This window comes from Bacillus sp. X1(2014) (assembly GCF_007678255.1).
In genome coordinates this window covers 211,625-226,807 of the sequence record NZ_VEED01000009.1, presented here as the reverse complement: position 1 = coordinate 226,807, position 15,183 = coordinate 211,625, and the positions used below count along the sequence as shown (strand labels likewise).

At 33.6% G+C, this 15,183-nt stretch carries 22 protein-coding genes; 17 read left to right on the top strand and 5 right to left on the bottom strand.

Features of this window, described 5'->3' with window-relative positions; translation table 11 throughout:
• Positions 1–329: 329 nt before the first annotated feature.
• On the top strand, positions 330–668 hold the full coding sequence (locus tag FS608_RS17925; protein ID WP_144553475.1) for a hypothetical protein: 339 nt from the start codon (positions 330–332) through the stop codon (positions 666–668).
• 414 nt (positions 669–1,082) lie between these two features.
• On the opposite strand, the gene FS608_RS17920 is transcribed toward FS608_RS17925, so the two are convergent.
• Positions 1,083–1,829: an AAA family ATPase gene (locus tag FS608_RS17920; RefSeq protein WP_144553473.1), complete on the bottom strand. Its 747-nt coding sequence runs from the start codon at positions 1,827–1,829 to the stop codon at positions 1,083–1,085.
• A gap of 239 nt (positions 1,830–2,068) precedes the next feature.
• Between FS608_RS17920 and FS608_RS30860 the strand changes: the two genes are divergently transcribed.
• Both FS608_RS30860 and FS608_RS17915 read left to right on the top strand, forming a co-directional pair.
• Complete coding sequence (locus FS608_RS30860; RefSeq protein WP_222127375.1) at positions 2,069–2,215, top strand: hypothetical protein; 147 nt, start codon at positions 2,069–2,071, stop codon at positions 2,213–2,215.
• Positions 2,199–2,462: a hypothetical protein gene (locus FS608_RS17915; protein ID WP_144553471.1), complete on the top strand. Its 264-nt coding sequence runs from the start codon at positions 2,199–2,201 to the stop codon at positions 2,460–2,462. Before FS608_RS30860 ends, FS608_RS17915 begins: the two co-directional genes overlap by 17 nt.
• A gap of 659 nt (positions 2,463–3,121) precedes the next feature.
• Here the strand turns inward: FS608_RS17915 and FS608_RS17910 are convergent.
• On the bottom strand, positions 3,122–3,337 hold the full coding sequence (locus FS608_RS17910) for a hypothetical protein (protein ID WP_144553469.1): 216 nt from the start codon (positions 3,335–3,337) through the stop codon (positions 3,122–3,124).
• Between the two features lie 268 nt (positions 3,338–3,605).
• On the opposite strand from FS608_RS17910, the gene FS608_RS17905 reads away from it, so the two are divergent.
• The 3 genes from FS608_RS17905 (at position 3,606) to FS608_RS17895 (ending at position 4,975) form a co-directional block, all read left to right on the top strand.
• Entirely contained in the window at positions 3,606–4,028 is a 423-nt protein-coding gene (locus FS608_RS17905) for a hypothetical protein (protein WP_144553467.1), read from the top strand.
• 53 nt (positions 4,029–4,081) lie between these two features.
• A complete protein-coding gene (locus FS608_RS17900; RefSeq protein WP_144553465.1) occupies positions 4,082–4,285 on the top strand; it encodes a cysteine-rich CWC family protein in 204 nt (67 codons plus the stop codon).
• A gap of 192 nt (positions 4,286–4,477) precedes the next feature.
• On the top strand, positions 4,478–4,975 hold the full coding sequence (locus FS608_RS17895) for a CDI toxin immunity protein (protein ID WP_144553463.1): 498 nt from the start codon (positions 4,478–4,480) through the stop codon (positions 4,973–4,975).
• 217 nt (positions 4,976–5,192) lie between these two features.
• Here FS608_RS17895 and FS608_RS30405 read toward each other — a convergent pair whose 3' ends face one another.
• On the bottom strand, positions 5,193–5,351 hold the full coding sequence (locus FS608_RS30405; RefSeq protein WP_186328795.1) for a hypothetical protein: 159 nt from the start codon (positions 5,349–5,351) through the stop codon (positions 5,193–5,195).
• Positions 5,352–5,573: 222 nt separating this feature from the next.
• Between FS608_RS30405 and FS608_RS17890 the strand changes: the two genes are divergently transcribed.
• The 4 genes from FS608_RS17890 to FS608_RS17875 all read left to right on the top strand — a co-directional run bounded on the left by FS608_RS17890 (position 5,574) and on the right by FS608_RS17875 (position 7,315).
• Positions 5,574–5,789 (top strand): hypothetical protein, encoded by a 216-nt coding sequence (locus tag FS608_RS17890; protein ID WP_144553461.1) that lies wholly within the window; start codon positions 5,574–5,576, stop codon positions 5,787–5,789.
• Between the two features lie 162 nt (positions 5,790–5,951).
• Positions 5,952–6,227: a DUF3986 family protein gene (locus FS608_RS17885; protein WP_144553459.1), complete on the top strand. Its 276-nt coding sequence runs from the start codon at positions 5,952–5,954 to the stop codon at positions 6,225–6,227.
• Between the two features lie 137 nt (positions 6,228–6,364).
• Positions 6,365–6,853: a hypothetical protein gene (locus tag FS608_RS17880; RefSeq protein WP_144553457.1), complete on the top strand. Its 489-nt coding sequence runs from the start codon at positions 6,365–6,367 to the stop codon at positions 6,851–6,853.
• Between the two features lie 117 nt (positions 6,854–6,970).
• Positions 6,971–7,315 (top strand): short-chain dehydrogenase, encoded by a 345-nt coding sequence (locus tag FS608_RS17875; protein WP_186328794.1) that lies wholly within the window; start codon positions 6,971–6,973, stop codon positions 7,313–7,315.
• 611 nt (positions 7,316–7,926) lie between these two features.
• Here FS608_RS17875 and FS608_RS30400 read toward each other — a convergent pair.
• Positions 7,927–8,073 carry a hypothetical protein gene (locus tag FS608_RS30400; protein ID WP_186328793.1) on the bottom strand — a complete coding sequence of 49 codons (147 nt, stop codon included), beginning with the start codon at positions 8,071–8,073 and terminating at the stop codon, positions 7,927–7,929.
• A gap of 459 nt (positions 8,074–8,532) precedes the next feature.
• Between FS608_RS30400 and FS608_RS17870 the strand changes: the two genes are divergently transcribed.
• Positions 8,533–8,952 (top strand): GNAT family N-acetyltransferase, encoded by a 420-nt coding sequence (locus tag FS608_RS17870; protein WP_144553453.1) that lies wholly within the window; start codon positions 8,533–8,535, stop codon positions 8,950–8,952.
• Positions 8,953–9,043: 91 nt separating this feature from the next.
• Complete coding sequence (locus tag FS608_RS17865; protein WP_144553450.1) at positions 9,044–9,502, top strand: DinB family protein; 459 nt, start codon at positions 9,044–9,046, stop codon at positions 9,500–9,502.
• A gap of 195 nt (positions 9,503–9,697) precedes the next feature.
• Here the strand turns inward: FS608_RS17865 and FS608_RS17860 are convergent, their stop codons facing one another.
• Positions 9,698–9,931, bottom strand: coding sequence for a DUF3892 domain-containing protein (locus tag FS608_RS17860; RefSeq protein ID WP_144553448.1), 234 nt, complete (start codon positions 9,929–9,931; stop codon positions 9,698–9,700).
• Positions 9,932–10,426: 495 nt separating this feature from the next.
• Here FS608_RS17860 and FS608_RS17855 point away from each other — a divergent pair, with 495 nt between their 5' ends.
• The 5 genes from FS608_RS17855 to FS608_RS17835 all read left to right on the top strand — a co-directional run bounded on the left by FS608_RS17855 (position 10,427) and on the right by FS608_RS17835 (position 15,112).
• The gene (locus FS608_RS17855) at positions 10,427–11,446 is read left to right on the top strand and encodes a DnaD domain protein (protein ID WP_144553512.1); all 1,020 of its coding nucleotides are present in this window, start codon (positions 10,427–10,429) and stop codon (positions 11,444–11,446) included.
• 2 nt (positions 11,447–11,448) lie between these two features.
• Positions 11,449–12,687, top strand: coding sequence for a replicative DNA helicase (locus tag FS608_RS17850; protein WP_260871732.1), 1,239 nt, complete (start codon positions 11,449–11,451; stop codon positions 12,685–12,687).
• 62 nt (positions 12,688–12,749) lie between these two features.
• Positions 12,750–13,169, top strand: a complete 420-nt coding sequence (locus tag FS608_RS17845; protein ID WP_144553444.1) for a hypothetical protein — start codon at positions 12,750–12,752, stop codon at positions 13,167–13,169.
• 714 nt (positions 13,170–13,883) lie between these two features.
• A complete protein-coding gene (locus FS608_RS17840) occupies positions 13,884–14,435 on the top strand; it encodes a competence protein ComK (RefSeq protein WP_144553442.1) in 552 nt (183 codons plus the stop codon).
• 455 nt (positions 14,436–14,890) lie between these two features.
• On the top strand, positions 14,891–15,112 hold the full coding sequence (locus tag FS608_RS17835; protein WP_186328792.1) for a hypothetical protein: 222 nt from the start codon (positions 14,891–14,893) through the stop codon (positions 15,110–15,112).
• The last annotated feature ends 71 nt before the right edge of the window (positions 15,113–15,183 follow it).

Here is a 15,183-nt window from a genome sequence, read left to right as displayed (position 1 = left end):
CCTCCACCCCTTGGATAGGCATGACGAAGGAATGATAGGGCAAATGACCCGTTGAGACATGGGAGGGAAAGCCTCCAGGGGCGGCGTGGAGCATGTACATTATATGGTGAATTGTGGAGTTGTACTTTACTCCTCTATTTAACTATGCCTACACGAAAGCCATAATAATCTAATCTCATTGCATTCAATTGTTATTCCTATATCAAAGGTTATGAAATCCTGCGAATAAGCGAGTATTCGGGAGAAAATCGTATTAAACTGAGGGAGTTGAAGAAGAAATGATAAAAATAATAATAATTACTGTTATTAGGTTTTAGGATGTGATAGCTATGTGTGGAATAGATTTTTCAATTGGAGTAACCGATAAAGAAGCATCAAAGGCAGAAAGATATGTACATTTTAACGAGAGAATACACGCGTACTTAATTAAAAAGGAAAAGGGCAATGGTAATGACTTTAATCTTCTTTTGAATCTTGACCCATATCGTCAAACAATAGTATATAGAGATAAGATTCCAGATTTAATAGTAATATGTGAAGCCTTAATTAATATTTACAATTTGACTGGTGAGAAGGAACAAGAAATAAGGGCTTTTGCACAAGAATTTAAAGAACTATGTGAAGATGCAATAAAACAAAAGAAACACATATACGCTTTTGGAGATTAGGTGATTTTTATTCCCCAAAATCGGTTTCCACCATATTCAGCTATCGGGTGCAAGAGTTTGAGAACGTTTACTGCTTCGCAGTTTATTCTTATTACAAACCTTTTTATAATCTATGGAGAAAATAAGTTATGACACAGAATATGTAGGAATTAGTTGTATTATTGTTGATCCAAAGAGGGTTCTTTATGAATTTTGGGGCTTTAGTTCATTATCCCTTCGAAATTAATACGGTGTGTAGCCTTAGTTCATAAGAAACTTGGCTATTTTTTTGGAAACAAAAAGCACCGCAAATACAGTGCAAATAGATAGGCATTTTACTTTACATATTTAGCTGTAAATTCACGTTTTGCGATAGGAAACGGAACCCGTTAATGGAACGCGTGCTTCCTTTTCCTTTGTTTCTTAAGACGCTACTTATGATTCCAGAAGAAGATGAAGCATCCTTTTAGGATCATTTAAAAACTGTTTCATGATCTGAAAATGATTGGTTTCCTCAAGTTTTTTCTCTTGAATGCCATCTTCGCTCAGTTCATATATGAGTGAGTTTGGGTACGACATTATGATTGGTGAATGGGTTGCAATAATGAGTTGGGAGTGTTGATTCACTAAGTCATGGATTCTAGTAACCATTGACATTTGCCGTAAGGGAGAAAGGGCAGCTTCAGGTTCATCAAGGATATAGATACCATTCCCTCCAAAACGATGAACAAAGGTAGAGAAGAAGGCCTCCCCATGCGATTGTTCATGAAGGGATTGTCCGCCAAAAGAGTTGATAATCTTCGGACCTCCACCACACTGATCCAATTCTTCAATATTCGAAGCCACATTATAAAAGCTTTCCGCACGTAAGAAGAAACCGTCTCTTGGCTTATCAATCCCCTTGATCAATTTGAGATAGTCTGTTAATTCAGAGTGGGAATCAAACGTAGAAAAGTTGAAATTAAAGGATCCACCCTCGGGATTAAACCCTAATGAAACGGCGATCGCCTCCAATAAAGTAGATTTCCCCATTCCGTTCTCACCAATCAGGTAGGTAACCTTGGGATGAAAGGGAAGATGATCTAATGATTTTATACTAGGAAGATTAAATGGATATTTGGTAAATGCAGGTACATCCTCTCGCTTTAAAACTACACTTCTTAAATAAGGGGAATTTATCACCTTACCTCACCTACCTAACTTTTTTACCATCATTCTATCATACTTGAAGGCTAACCTAAGCAAAAATTAGCTTGGAAAATTAATTTTGGACGATACAGACTTTTACAAAAAATAAGCAGAAAAATCACCAAAACATCAATAAACGCCTTCAAATTTGGAGTCGTTTTTTTCCTGACGGGGTCAGACCCCCAACTTGCTAACGTGTTAGCGCACTGAGGGTCTGACCCCGTTTTCACTCCGTGCTCAATCAGGACATTGTTGGATGGGTAGGGCAAGGAACTATTACAGACAGAAACAATGAACATCTCGGGGCTTCAGACGTAGGAATCGTCGCACTTAGAAAGGGCTTAAAGGCGAACTTAGAAGCAGTTGGAGAAAGGGCTTGATCCATCAGGTGTTATTAGAGATCCAGAAAAAGCCAAACTAGTCCCATGGCCAGAAGATAGACGTTCTGTGTTGGAAAAAGGATTGCCATTTGAGGATTGGCGTCGAAAAAAACTGCATGAATTAAGGCTAACTATTGGAACAGATTTCTCGAAAAGAGATTATTACGCGTTTAGTGCCGGGCAACCCGAGGATGTAAAGCAAGAGTATGAACAAGCTATGGGAATAATAACAAAAGTAGAGTTATAGACAAAATATATAAAAACGGCTCTGAACATAGAGTGAACCTTTTTAGGGCTTGGACAGAGTTCGTACGACAGTTGAGGGAAAAGAGCTGGTGTGCATATTTGATTGAATAGAGGTGTGATTTATTGGAATCCTATGAAACTAACATACAAAAAGAAAAAAGCCAACTCCTTGATCAGATAGAAAGAAAGGATTGTTCACTCATTGAGGACTGGTTATACCCTACGTGTGGAGTGAAAATGATTGAAATAAAAATGGAGAAAGGGCGCGCGCGAAGAATAGGCAATGAGTTTAAGAGGGTATACAGAGATACAATCATTGGAACTATTTGTGGAGAAAAGAATCTTATATTATTCGTTAAAGAGAACTCAGAGGGAATGGTCCTTTTAGAAAATCTTTGAATATAATCTGGACTCCTATTAATAGAACAGGCGTCACCTATGCTAGAGAGGTTCAAACAATATCCACTATTTTCCCTTGCAGTATAGTCTTTGTGCTTTCCTTAAAGATCTGGCTGCTAAAAAAGTAGCATTTTTCTTTTTCGACTAACGTGGTAGGTTACTTGAAGAAGAGAAACAATAAATACGTTTTAATTGTATAATTTATTCCAATAAATTAACAAAAAAACTGTCCCGACAGGAACAGCCAATTTCAAAAAAGGGTTATTTAGCTGCCTTGAATAAAGCTTTACCTTGGTTGTAGACAAACCTTTCCCATCGTGCAAACAAGCCGTTTCCATTATCACCAGCTTCTATTTTAGAGGCGTGATTTTTATGAAACTCTGAAACCCTTTTATTATGCTGACTATGCCAATTATTGGTTTTTTTATGGATTTTAGCAACTCGCTCATTTTGTTCTGTGTGCCAAATCTTTTCCATTCATTTCCCTGCCTTCGATTTTATTTTCTTTGTTAATTTCATTATATACCACAAAGATTAATTAAAGAATGTTCTTGTTCAACTAAAGGGTGCTTATGCTGAAGAATAGGGGCTGCTTCGGCAGTCCTTTTCTTGTTCGATATTCATACAGATAAAGTGTTTTTGACTGAGTTGTTATTGTAAAGAAATTTGCTCCCTTTTTCCTATAATACAATAGATAATATGATAACCTTAAAAGGAGTAAACACCTTTCTTAGGAGGAGTTTTAATGAGTTTAGCGACGTATCTAGGATGCAATTTTAATATGGAAATCACTGACGAATTGACAACATATAACTCTATTGATATAGGATATATCTTTTCAGAAGAAGAAAACGGAAAGAATGTTAAGGAAAAGCATTTCTCAACTAAAAATGTCTATGAAATTGAAATACCCAATCCTCTATATAATTTAAATGTATATCAAAAAAAGAAAAATCCATGTAATTATAAAAAATCGCAAAAGGATTTTATTGCTTTATGTAACTTTCTAAAAGAACATCTTAATCCTGGTGAGTTTTGTGAAATTTATCCCTGTTGGCTTGGTGAGGAACTCGAACCAAAACTAGGTAGCTTGACCATACAATTAGAGGATTATAATCTTGCTGAAATTAAGATTTATGAAAAATATCTTGTTAGATTAGAAAAGTAGGTTATTCAACTTTTATTTGACTGAAATTATAAAGGATTAAGGAGGGGTTGCCATTGGCTAATAAATATTGTCCTATATGTGAAGAAGAAAACGGGTGTATGATAGGTGCTGGAGAACACGGTAACTGCTGGTGTAACCTAGAAAAATTTCCAAATGAAATCTTTGAATTGGTTCCTTCGGAAAGTAAAAGAAAACATTGTATATGTAAAAAATGTTTAAATAAATTTAGAGAAGAGCAGAAAAATGAACAAAAATAGGAGTGAACTCTACAAGGATCATAAGCAATAGAAGACAATCTGCTTATTGAACTATCGGGTGCTAGAGTTGAAGATCTAGGCTGTCATTTTTGGTAGCTTTCTTCTTGTGCTAACGGATGCAGTTTAGTTGAATAAGAAATATTTTCTAAATGGTATAATTAAGTAAAGTTTTTATTAAAAAAGGTGATTTATTTGGATAGTGAAGAAAGAGAAAAAAGAAAACAAAGATTGAAAGAACTTGTACAACAAAAAGAGAAAAAACGTTTAGAAGGGTTATATACATCAGTAGCATTAGAATTTAAAGAGTATTATCGTGATATAAATTTAGTAGAAATCTTATCTGAAGAAGAAAGTAAAATAATTTATGATAAAATACAGGATGATTATCCTTTTGTATCATATGGTATTGGTGGCATTGATTGGGGATTAATGGAAAATAAAGTTGAAATTACTAGCTCTCGCCAAATACAAAAATTTATTAGTGAAAAAAGATATGATGACGCTAAGGTATATAGTTTAAAAAAAGGATCAATTTATCCAGGTACTTCACCAGTTTTAGTAACTCCCATTAATAATATAATTAAGAGTTTTAATGACTTAAAATATGATGAACAAATGTTATATTGTATTGATAAAAAGTTTGTAATTGAAATAAAATTTAGTGGAGAAATTTTATTAGGGTGGAATTGATATATTAAACTTTGTTATATCAGTTCCTGACCATTTTCATATGTTATTTCGCTTTAGTTCAATAAAAATCCGGAAATTATTACTAAATCCGTTGCTTGTGTAATGGCTCTATTAATTGTCTACAATGTTCAGGAATGTCTAGTCCATTGGAGATTTCCTGCATCAACGATTCAGCCCAGCCCCATATGAATGTTTTTAATAAAAAAACTAAAACGGATCAGCCTTCTGACCCGTTTTTCTGTCGATAAAGGATATAAAAGTCAATAAGAATGCCGGCGATAAAACCGGTGAATACATCCGTTGCACTTGGAGCCTGACCATAGTAAATTCCTGAATAAATTCCGCCAATCACAGCGGAAATCCATGCGGCAATCATTTCGCTTTTCAACCCCTTTCCCATCTAAATGTATGACATGCGTGTTATAGATATTCTCATCCCTCGCTTTGAAAGATGGTTACGATGAACCTATTTGTTATTGTACTAAAGGAGCAGTTTAGTTGAAGAAGGAAAAGGGTTGCATGTAATAAAAATGTGGATTTTCACTTTTTGTTGATATAATTGAAATAGATGAATAAAAGGTAAATAGGAGATTTTTTTATGAAATTAACGACTTTTTTTGAGCCTGTTTCTAATCTTTCTAAAAAGCAAAAAATATTGTGGTCAATTTTCTTTATTGTTTTATTTTCGGATATTATCACTCGTATCCTAAAAATTGATTCGATCTTAGTTCAAAATATAATTGATTTAGTAATGGTACTAAGTCTATTTGCTTTCATCTTTGAATTATTGTATTTAAAGAAAAAAAGAAAATGATTACAAGTTTATGTACTCCAACTTGAGGGTGCTTATTTTTAACAACGGGTTGCTGCGGCGGCTCTTTTTTTTGTTCCACTAACGGGGCAGGTTACTTGAAGAAGGGAATTTGATTTCCAACTGCCTAATTGATAATTTTATATAATGAAAAAGAGGTGCTGAATGGATATTTCGTATGATGATAAATATCATCTGCATTTAGGTTACTACGAAGATAACTGCGATTATGAGGCGATAGCCTTTAAAAGACAATTTGAGGATGTATGGGATATATTCTTTGATTTTAAATGGTATGGGTTTAAAAATATTATCCCTAAAGATGAATTAACATTAGATCAATTTGGAACAAGAATATTTTCTATCGACAATAAAGAGATTGATTACAATATTGGGGTACAACGGTTTAAACAATGGTTATTATCAAAAAAAATAATTTAAATTTAGGTTAATCATAATGATCACTGTGACGGTTATTTTTCTTACTCGACTAACTGAGCAGTAGAGTGTAATTAGAAATTATCCCAAATCTACACAATACCCTTATAATAAAAATAAAAAAGAAGGTGTGTAACCAATTGTTTTCTTGGAGAATAACAAAATATAACCCAAAAAACAGAGATGAAAAAGGTAATTATCTTGACGACAAGGAATGGACTTTTTTTTCAGAGGTAGGAACTGAAGTAAATGAAGAAGATTATTTGAGAACAGAATCAAACTACATAAACGCCATTACTACTTTTATGGATGAGATGGGTTTAAAAAAACTATATATAAATGCTTTGGAGATATGGTCTGACGAGGTTGAAAATCAAAATGCTTCTCCCTTTTTATCAAAAATGTGGGTGGGCAAAAGCATATCTATGCAAGAGATCAAAGAGTTAGCAAAGTTAACATTACGGAATGTTGTTTGGTGTAAATTAAGTTACAAAAACAAGTTTTTTGTTCATTTCGGATACGAATATTATATGTTTATTGGGGCGATAAACGATTGTCCTAACGCACGTCAAAAGGTCGAAAAGTCTGGATTATATGTTGAAGATTTCATTTCTCCTTATTTAAGGTAGTTCCACAGTTTAACTAGGACAAGATGATCGTCGTTGCAGCGGTCTTTTTCTTTTTCAACTAAATGGCAGTATAGTGCAAAAAAGCATTATACTATGTGAATCAGGAGGTCGATAATAATGCCTGTTCATGAATTTGGAATAATTGATAATACTGAAAATGTGAAAAGAAATATTGGTTATGAACCACAAAAATATAATTGTATTTCTGTTGATGATGAAATTATTATTCACTTAAATGAGCATTTATCTATTATGAGAACCTACTTTCATTCGCTTGAACGTCCAAAGTTCGGGTTAGCTTACTGGGGAATTACAGTTATTCCACCTGAATCTTTATCAATTTTTTATGATGTGATTACATCTGCAACGATATATAAAAATTCTGCTGAACTTAATCAGTTAGCTTCTAAAATAATAAAGGCTAAAGAAGAAATTAAATACATGATACACTTTGGAATATAATCCTTTTGTGAAGGAATATACTTAAGCTAACGGGTGCATTAGTTTAAGATGAAGGTCGCTGCGGCGGTCTTTTTTTCATGTTGAATTAACGGTGAGTTTAGCTTAATAAACAGGTATGCTAAACTCTAAGTAGATTGATATGTAAAAAATGATGGTTAATTTAAAGGAGGAAATAAAATAGGGGAAGAACAAAACAATCCTTATGAAGAATACAAACTAACGAGTGATTAGAAAGTTGTAATGCAATTTAATTTTTCTGTATTTAAAAATTAAAAATGAATTTGAAATCATTGATAATAAAGATGAATATATTGCCGGATTTTGTATTTCCAATGACGATGTGATTGATTTTAAAAAAACGAATTACGACTTAAATCCTAAGATTGATTTTTATAATAAAACAATCAAGAAACTCATTATTACAGAGTATGGAGAATGGTAAGATACAACTATTAAACGACAAAAATAAAGATTGTGAAGGAATGTATTTAAACTAACGGGTGGATTACTTGAATATCCTACTGGATTGAAAGCAATTCTCAATAAAGAGAATTGCTTTATTTTGGTTTTATTCTATCCAATATCCATTTCATTTTCTCTTCTTAAGATCCTTATCTCAATTCATCCCAATATAAAAAGACATACTCTGGTTCATGCTCTTTTTTCAGCTCATCAACACTTGCTGTTATATCTAAAGTTTTTTGTTTATTCGTAGGTAAAGTATTACTAACGTTCTGTTTTAAACCCTTTTCATCCATGATATACACTCTCCTTTTTAGCATAGTTTATGTCATGCCCCACTTCTTATTCTTGTTTTTGCAAGTAATGTAATCAGGTAAATGGAAGAACGAATTAAACTTTTATAACTGAAACTTTTAAGGAATATTCTAAGTTAATAATTTAACAAATATCCTTTTCAATTTAAAAATTTTTCCCTTGTGAGACTAAAGGGGGCTTTCTTTAAGAAATGGTTGCCAAAATCGGTAGCCTTTATCGGTAGCCTTTTTCTTTTTGAACTATTGTGCAGGTTATCTTAAGAAGTGTGATGAATTGTATTTAAGCTAACAGGAGCTTGTGTTTAAGATCTGAACAGTCATTGAGACAACTTTTTCTTGTTGAACTACGAAGCAGTTTTGTTAAAAAAGGAACTTAATTGTTAAAGAAGGTAATATATTATAAAGGTTTTATTTTTGATTATTATCATGCGGAGGAGAATTATGGAAATTTCAAAGGAATGGATACATGAAGATAGTGATTATATTAGAAAAAAAGTAATTGAATATAACCTTTCGAAGCTACCTGATGAAGTAAAACAAACAACAATAAATGTTAGCCATATACTTAGAAATGATGATGAAAAAATAGTTGGGGGGATTACTGGAAGGATATTCTGGCACCATTTATATATTGACTATCTATGGGTGGATCCTTCATTAAGAGGTAGAGGTTATGGTAAAGAGTTAATAAATCATATTGAAAAAACGGCAAGAAAAAATAATTGCCGTCTAATACTATTAGATTCTTTTAGCTTCCAGGCACCAAACTTTTATCAAAAGTTAGGATTTAATGTAGTTGGGATAGTAGATGATCACCCAAAAGGATTTAAACAGTATTATTTAGAAAAGAAGTTGATTTAAGCAGTTATAACCATTAATTTTATTAGAAGAAAGGGTAATTAAGGTTATTAGACGAATATTGTTTACAAAAATTTTGAATGGGAGAAAAAGGATGGAGAATGTAATTAATAGAATAAACCACTGGATACGCTCATTACCAAAAGAATACAATGCAATGTCAGAAACAGAAATATCTAATCGACCATCACCAAATAAATGGTCTAAAAAAGAGATATTAGGACATCTTTGTGACTCTGCAATAAATAATATTGAGAGGTTTGTAAAAATTCAATATGAAGAACAACCTTATTTTATCCAGTCGTATAATCAAGAAGAATGGGTGGTAGTTCAGAATTATCAAGAAAGACCACTTGATGAAATACTAACTCTCTTTCAAACACTAAATTATCAAATCATAAATATACTTATCAAAATTCCTGCCGAGAAATTATCTTATCTTTGTGATATTGGGAATAACCATCAAAAAACTTTAGACTGGCTTATACAGGACTACCTTGAACATATGGAACATCATATTAACAACCAAATTTTAATTAAAAATAACAACTAATATCAATAGCTTGGCTGGATTAAGGCAGTATCAGTATTGACAGTTCTGAATCATTTTTATTCTTTGTAGTGCAGCTCTTCTGCATGGGTGGCTACACGGGGTGCTTTAGTTCAATAAGCCGATATAAAAAAATGCTCAGAGTTTATATACACTGAGCATTTTTTTATGCTGATTATTGTGTTACTTATATTTCCGTTAGAACTGTGGCAGGTTATCAAGATTGTTGGTCGAATCCCCATCCGGATTGCTCCGAAGATGTTCCTCGCCGTCGCCACCCTTGAAAACATTTACGTTAACAATCATCCCACTCTTTGCCATTTGTTGTGCTTCTTTGTAATCAACAACCCGACCGTTTGACAACTTTAATTCAATAATATCGTCATCTCCATTCTTGCGTACGGCGATGACAGATTCTTGACGTTTTTCCATAATTTCGCCTCCTATATAAAAATAGGATGACTTAAAAAAATAAAAAAATACACTTACTATGAACCTTGCAACTGAAGTTAGCTGTGAATTAAAATTTCAAGTCGGATGATTATATCAGAGCCATTAAAAAAAACAGAAGAACAGTTATTTTTATATGAAATAAGAACAATACACGCCTTTACAAAAAATAAGCTAAAAAATCATCAAAACATCAAAAAACGCGTTCAAATTTCAAATTTGGAGGCGTTTTTTGGCGTTTAAGCATCAAAAATGCCCTCAAATTTGAAATTTGGTGATTCGCATTACCCTGCCAAACTCGATATCGTAGAAGAGCAAAGGATATGGGTTTTCACCTAAATCCCGCGTAAAGGACATGGAGATGGAAAGAGTGTCATAAAAAATTCACATTCTAGTGAAAATACTATGACCTTTTTCTTCATTTCTTTCTATATGAAATATGAAGGAACTTTATTAGAAGAAAGGCAGTGGTTGAAGATGGCAAAGTTTAGAAAAGTGCGAATGGATTTTTGGATGGATCCAATGGTTTCGGAGGAAATGACACCAGAGGACAGATACTTTTATTTATATCTTTTAACGAATCAGCGTACTACTCAAATTGGAATCTATCAGATTACGAAAAAACAGATGGCCTTTGATATGGGCTATTCCATTGAAAGTGTTCATTCATTAATGGAACGATTCATCACGCATCACCAGCTGATTCGCTACAATCCTGAAACGAGAGAACTTGCCATTAAAAACTGGGGAGAAAATAACTTTGATAAAGCTGGGAAACCAATGATGGATTGTATTATCTCCGAATTAAAAGCAGTCAAGGATGTTTCATTAATTCAGTATGTTTCAGAGTTGATTCAAAAACAGGAATTCCGCAGCCTTTATGAATCTTTTTGTAAAAAAGAAGAGTTTACTTTCGGCAAGAAAGATAGTGACGAAGTTCAGAATGATAACGATCTAAATACAGAATGCAATGTGATTGACGATACGTCGACCAATCCAGATACGATACGTGGACAAGAAGAAGATAAAGATGAAGATAAAGAAGAAGATAAAGAAAAAGATAAACAACAAGAAGTTCTTTACTCCCAAATGGAGAGTAATCCAGATAGTGACCATACCTTACATAATCATCAAAAACTTGTAGATGTGAAAGAAATTGTAGAGTTTTGGGATAACAATGGATTTGGTTTTAGTAACATGAATGGGAAACAGCAGCTGTTAGCCTGGTTAGATGATTCTAAATTTTTACAGCCCAAAGCGGTGATTTTAAAAGCGATGAATATTGCCTGTGCCAATAACAAGCGAAGACTGACCTATGTGGTTGGTATTCTGAAAAACTGGGAAAATGAATCTTTACTGTCCGTAGAAGAAATTGATTCCTATATTGAGAGCCGGAAGCCTGTACAAAATAATTGGCAATCGAAGGATTTCTTTCCTCGAGGAAGAGATATTCCAAGCGGATATGACTTCGATCTTACGGCAGGTGAAGACTGGTGAGTATGGCGGAAAAAGCATTTTTAGGAAGCCTAATGAAGGCGGAGTACTTACTCAAGGATACGGTAATTAAGCCTGAACAGCTGGAAAGTATCCGGCATAAAGAAATCATGCGGAGGATGCTGGATTTAACCCAGGCTGGCAGGAATATTGATTTAATCACCTTTACCACCATGCCTGACCTTGAATCCTTTGGCGGAATGTCCTATCTTTCCGAGTTGTTAGCCTATGCTGACCTCGAGAAGTTCGACAATACGGAGAAGCTAATCCTTGATTTGTGGAAGGAGCGAGAAAAAAGGAACATCTTAACTTTGGCAACCATGAAGGATTGGGAGATTGCGAAAGTCATTTCTGAATTGGATAAAATTAACCAATTAAAAGTGGAGGATCACACGTCGTTAACACAGGCGTTGTCAGATATCTTTGAGGCACCTTGGGAGGATCAAAAAGAGTTGATAACCGCAACAACAGGAATCCAAAAGCTCGATAATTTGACGGGAGGGTTTCAAGATGGGGAAGTGACGATTATCGCCGCTAGACCATCGATGGGAAAAACCGATGTGATGCTTCATTTTGCCAAAATGTCGGGCTGGGCTGGGTATCTGCCGCTGGTATTTTCTCTGGAAATGCCAGAAAGATTAATCACCTCTCGACTGATTGCTTCGACAGGAAACTTCAATCGAAGTAAAATGCGGGATCCGAAACGAAGGCTAAATCAAGAACAAAAAAATAATTGGTCTGATGTGATGGGTCTACTCTCTGAAACCCATATGCAAATTTTTGATGGATCTGGCCAAAGTATAGCCGAAATGAGAGCCAAAACACGAAAAATGATCCATCAATTCCCGTACAAAAAACCAATCATTTTTATCGATTACTTAACGCTCATCCATTGTGGTCAATCCTACGGTGGAAATTCCCACCTGCAAGTGACGGAAATATCGAAATCTCTTAAAACGCTGGCGAAGGATTTTAATTGCCCCGTTATTTGTTTGGCGCAGCTCAATCGTTCGGTAGAATCCAGAGCCGATAAAAAGCCAATGATGTCTGATATCCGAGAATCGGGGAGTGTAGAACAGGACGCCGATGTTATTTTGTTCCTGTATCGTGAAGTGTATTATAACAAGCAATCTCAGAATACATCTCTTGAAATCATTGTTTCGAAAAACCGAAATGGTCCAGTTGGAAGCGTCGCAGTCAATTACAACCAGCATACAGGGAGAATTGAGGAACAGAAGGAATAGAATCCAACTGGGGAATGACCGCTATTTCGCTGATAAAATCATATTAACGAGGTGTGAATCACATGAGTGTGAAAGATCTTTACATGGATTGTTTCCGTTATGAAGAATCAACATTAGCCCATTACATCTACCATTTACTTGCAGAGAAGAAAATTTCTTTGGATGACGATTTTTCCATAAAAGACTTAGAACAAGCGGACCATCAGAAAGTAAAGGAATTGATTCAAAACAATGTATTAGGTTTTCATAAAGTGGGAATCTACTCACTGAAGATGAACCAGAAGGATTTTGTCTTTATCTTTGCAGCCAACAAGCAAGAAGCCATACAATTCTATTGTAAAACATTTAATCAAAACCCATTGAACTGTCATGAATATTCTCTAGATTACCAGATCGATAGAGGAAATGATGGGATTTCGTTTCGGGACATGAGGAAGGAATTCGAAAGTGTTCCTGCTATAGCGGGGTATTTTCAGAAGTGAGGATGACTGTGAGGAGGGACAGAACCGTAACTAGTTAAATATGTACATGACTAACTATCCTAGTGAACATGAATACAAATCACAGAGAAAATCACAGCAACAAAAAAAGTACACATACAAATCAGCATGTGATTCGAGCAAAATCTTGAGAATTCCTAAATATGTATAATTCTTGAATTTTGAACATTTAGTTAAAAATTAAGTATATTTTTATAGAATATTGATCTTAATTTTATAAAAACAAATTATCTTAATAAAATATAAAAATTTTATAAAAAAACACTCTGAAAATGCATCCAATATTTTAAAAGCTATTTATTATACTTAAATAATGAAAGGTTGTAAAGATTCTAATAGAAAGGAGAAATCCGTCATTAAATTGGGATAGAATTAAATGAATTAGACTCCAAAATAACAATTTACTTTCATGTGTCGAATTACCTATAATATTGTCGAGTGGGATAATGTGGAACTTTCGAATTAAGGTTTTATACATTAGAAGGTATGAGTCCAGGGATAATTTAAAGTTAATAAACTATAATAATAGTTACTGTAAAAAGGAGGTATGGGAAATAAGGAACTTAAAAGAAAAACCCTCGGTCAGTAGTCCGGCAAGACAGTTTCCGAGGATTAATTCTGTCGGGTATACCAACTTTGTTAGTATACCCTTTTTCAGAAATAAATCAATATTTAACCTTAGAAAGAGGGTTACTTATGAAAATAAGAGAAGATTATTTGATTAATGAAAAGACTGTCTTGTTGACAGGAGAGTATGATTATAATGGTAACCTTATAACAAGAGTGATAGATGGGGAAGAAACTTTTCTGGTAGATTTGACTCCATCCCAAGTAATTGATGCAAATTTATTACTTGTAGGATCTAATCTTCGTGGGTCATTAAATAGTTCTAAAAATCTTCTGGGTCAATTGTATATGTATCCACTTACCATTAATTCACGACTAGGTATTTATCTACTTCCAACAAAATCCCTAAAAAAGAGAGATTGTATCTGGTTTTCACTAATACATATAAAAAATATGCAATGTCTTGGAATTCGAAAAACTATAGTGTATACAAGCTACGGACATATCGTCGAGATAGATATGAGGAAAAGTGCTTTTATCAATAGGGTTCAAATAGCAAAAGATTTAAGAGATTTGATTATAAAAAACAGCTGTAGCCAATTAATGAATAACTTTGAATCTCAAAAAGGGTTTTATATTAGTGAGGATTCTAAGGCTAATAAATGTTCCTTTTTTAAATAGGATGAATTATTATTTGGGCGATCACGTAATGGAATGAATCTTTACTTTTTATGTAGTTTTTCATCAAATAATTTATTTAGAGATAAAGTCAGATTAAAACGATTAAATTAAATACTTTGAAAGAACTTCATAATGTTACTTTAGTATTAAAATGTTAAATAACCATGTAAAACCACCGAAAGGTTAATTTTACATGGTTATTAAATACTTACCAAAAGGGATTCCATATCCTGTCTTACAGTTTAGGAAACTGTTGCTTCTTGCTATTTATGTATAACCAGTGATTTATGTGGGTTTGTATGACCGAAAGTGTGAAAAGGTTCCAACAGCCTAGTATGTAGTAAGTCCTACATTCACTATTTTAATTGCTTTAATTATATGTCAATCAATTTTAGCGATATAAGTTTTTTAATCATTGGAACGTATGTTTGATATAATGATTCAAAGGTGATTCTATGTCATATCAAATTATGCTTACAAGAAAAGTTACTAATTTAAAAGGTCAATCACAAATTCAAGTCCAAGTGATGGATACGGCAGCTCCACAAATTATTTACTTCACGCTGGATGAGCTTGAAAAGGATGAGCTGCAGGAGGTATTAAAGGATTACATATCGAGCATTTTGCCGGAAATTGAGAACGGAAGATGGCATTATAATGGGAAGCATCACAAATAATATTATATTTTTGCTGACTTCTTCAACTTTGATATAATTAACAACTATCCGTTTTCACAAAGGTGTTGCAA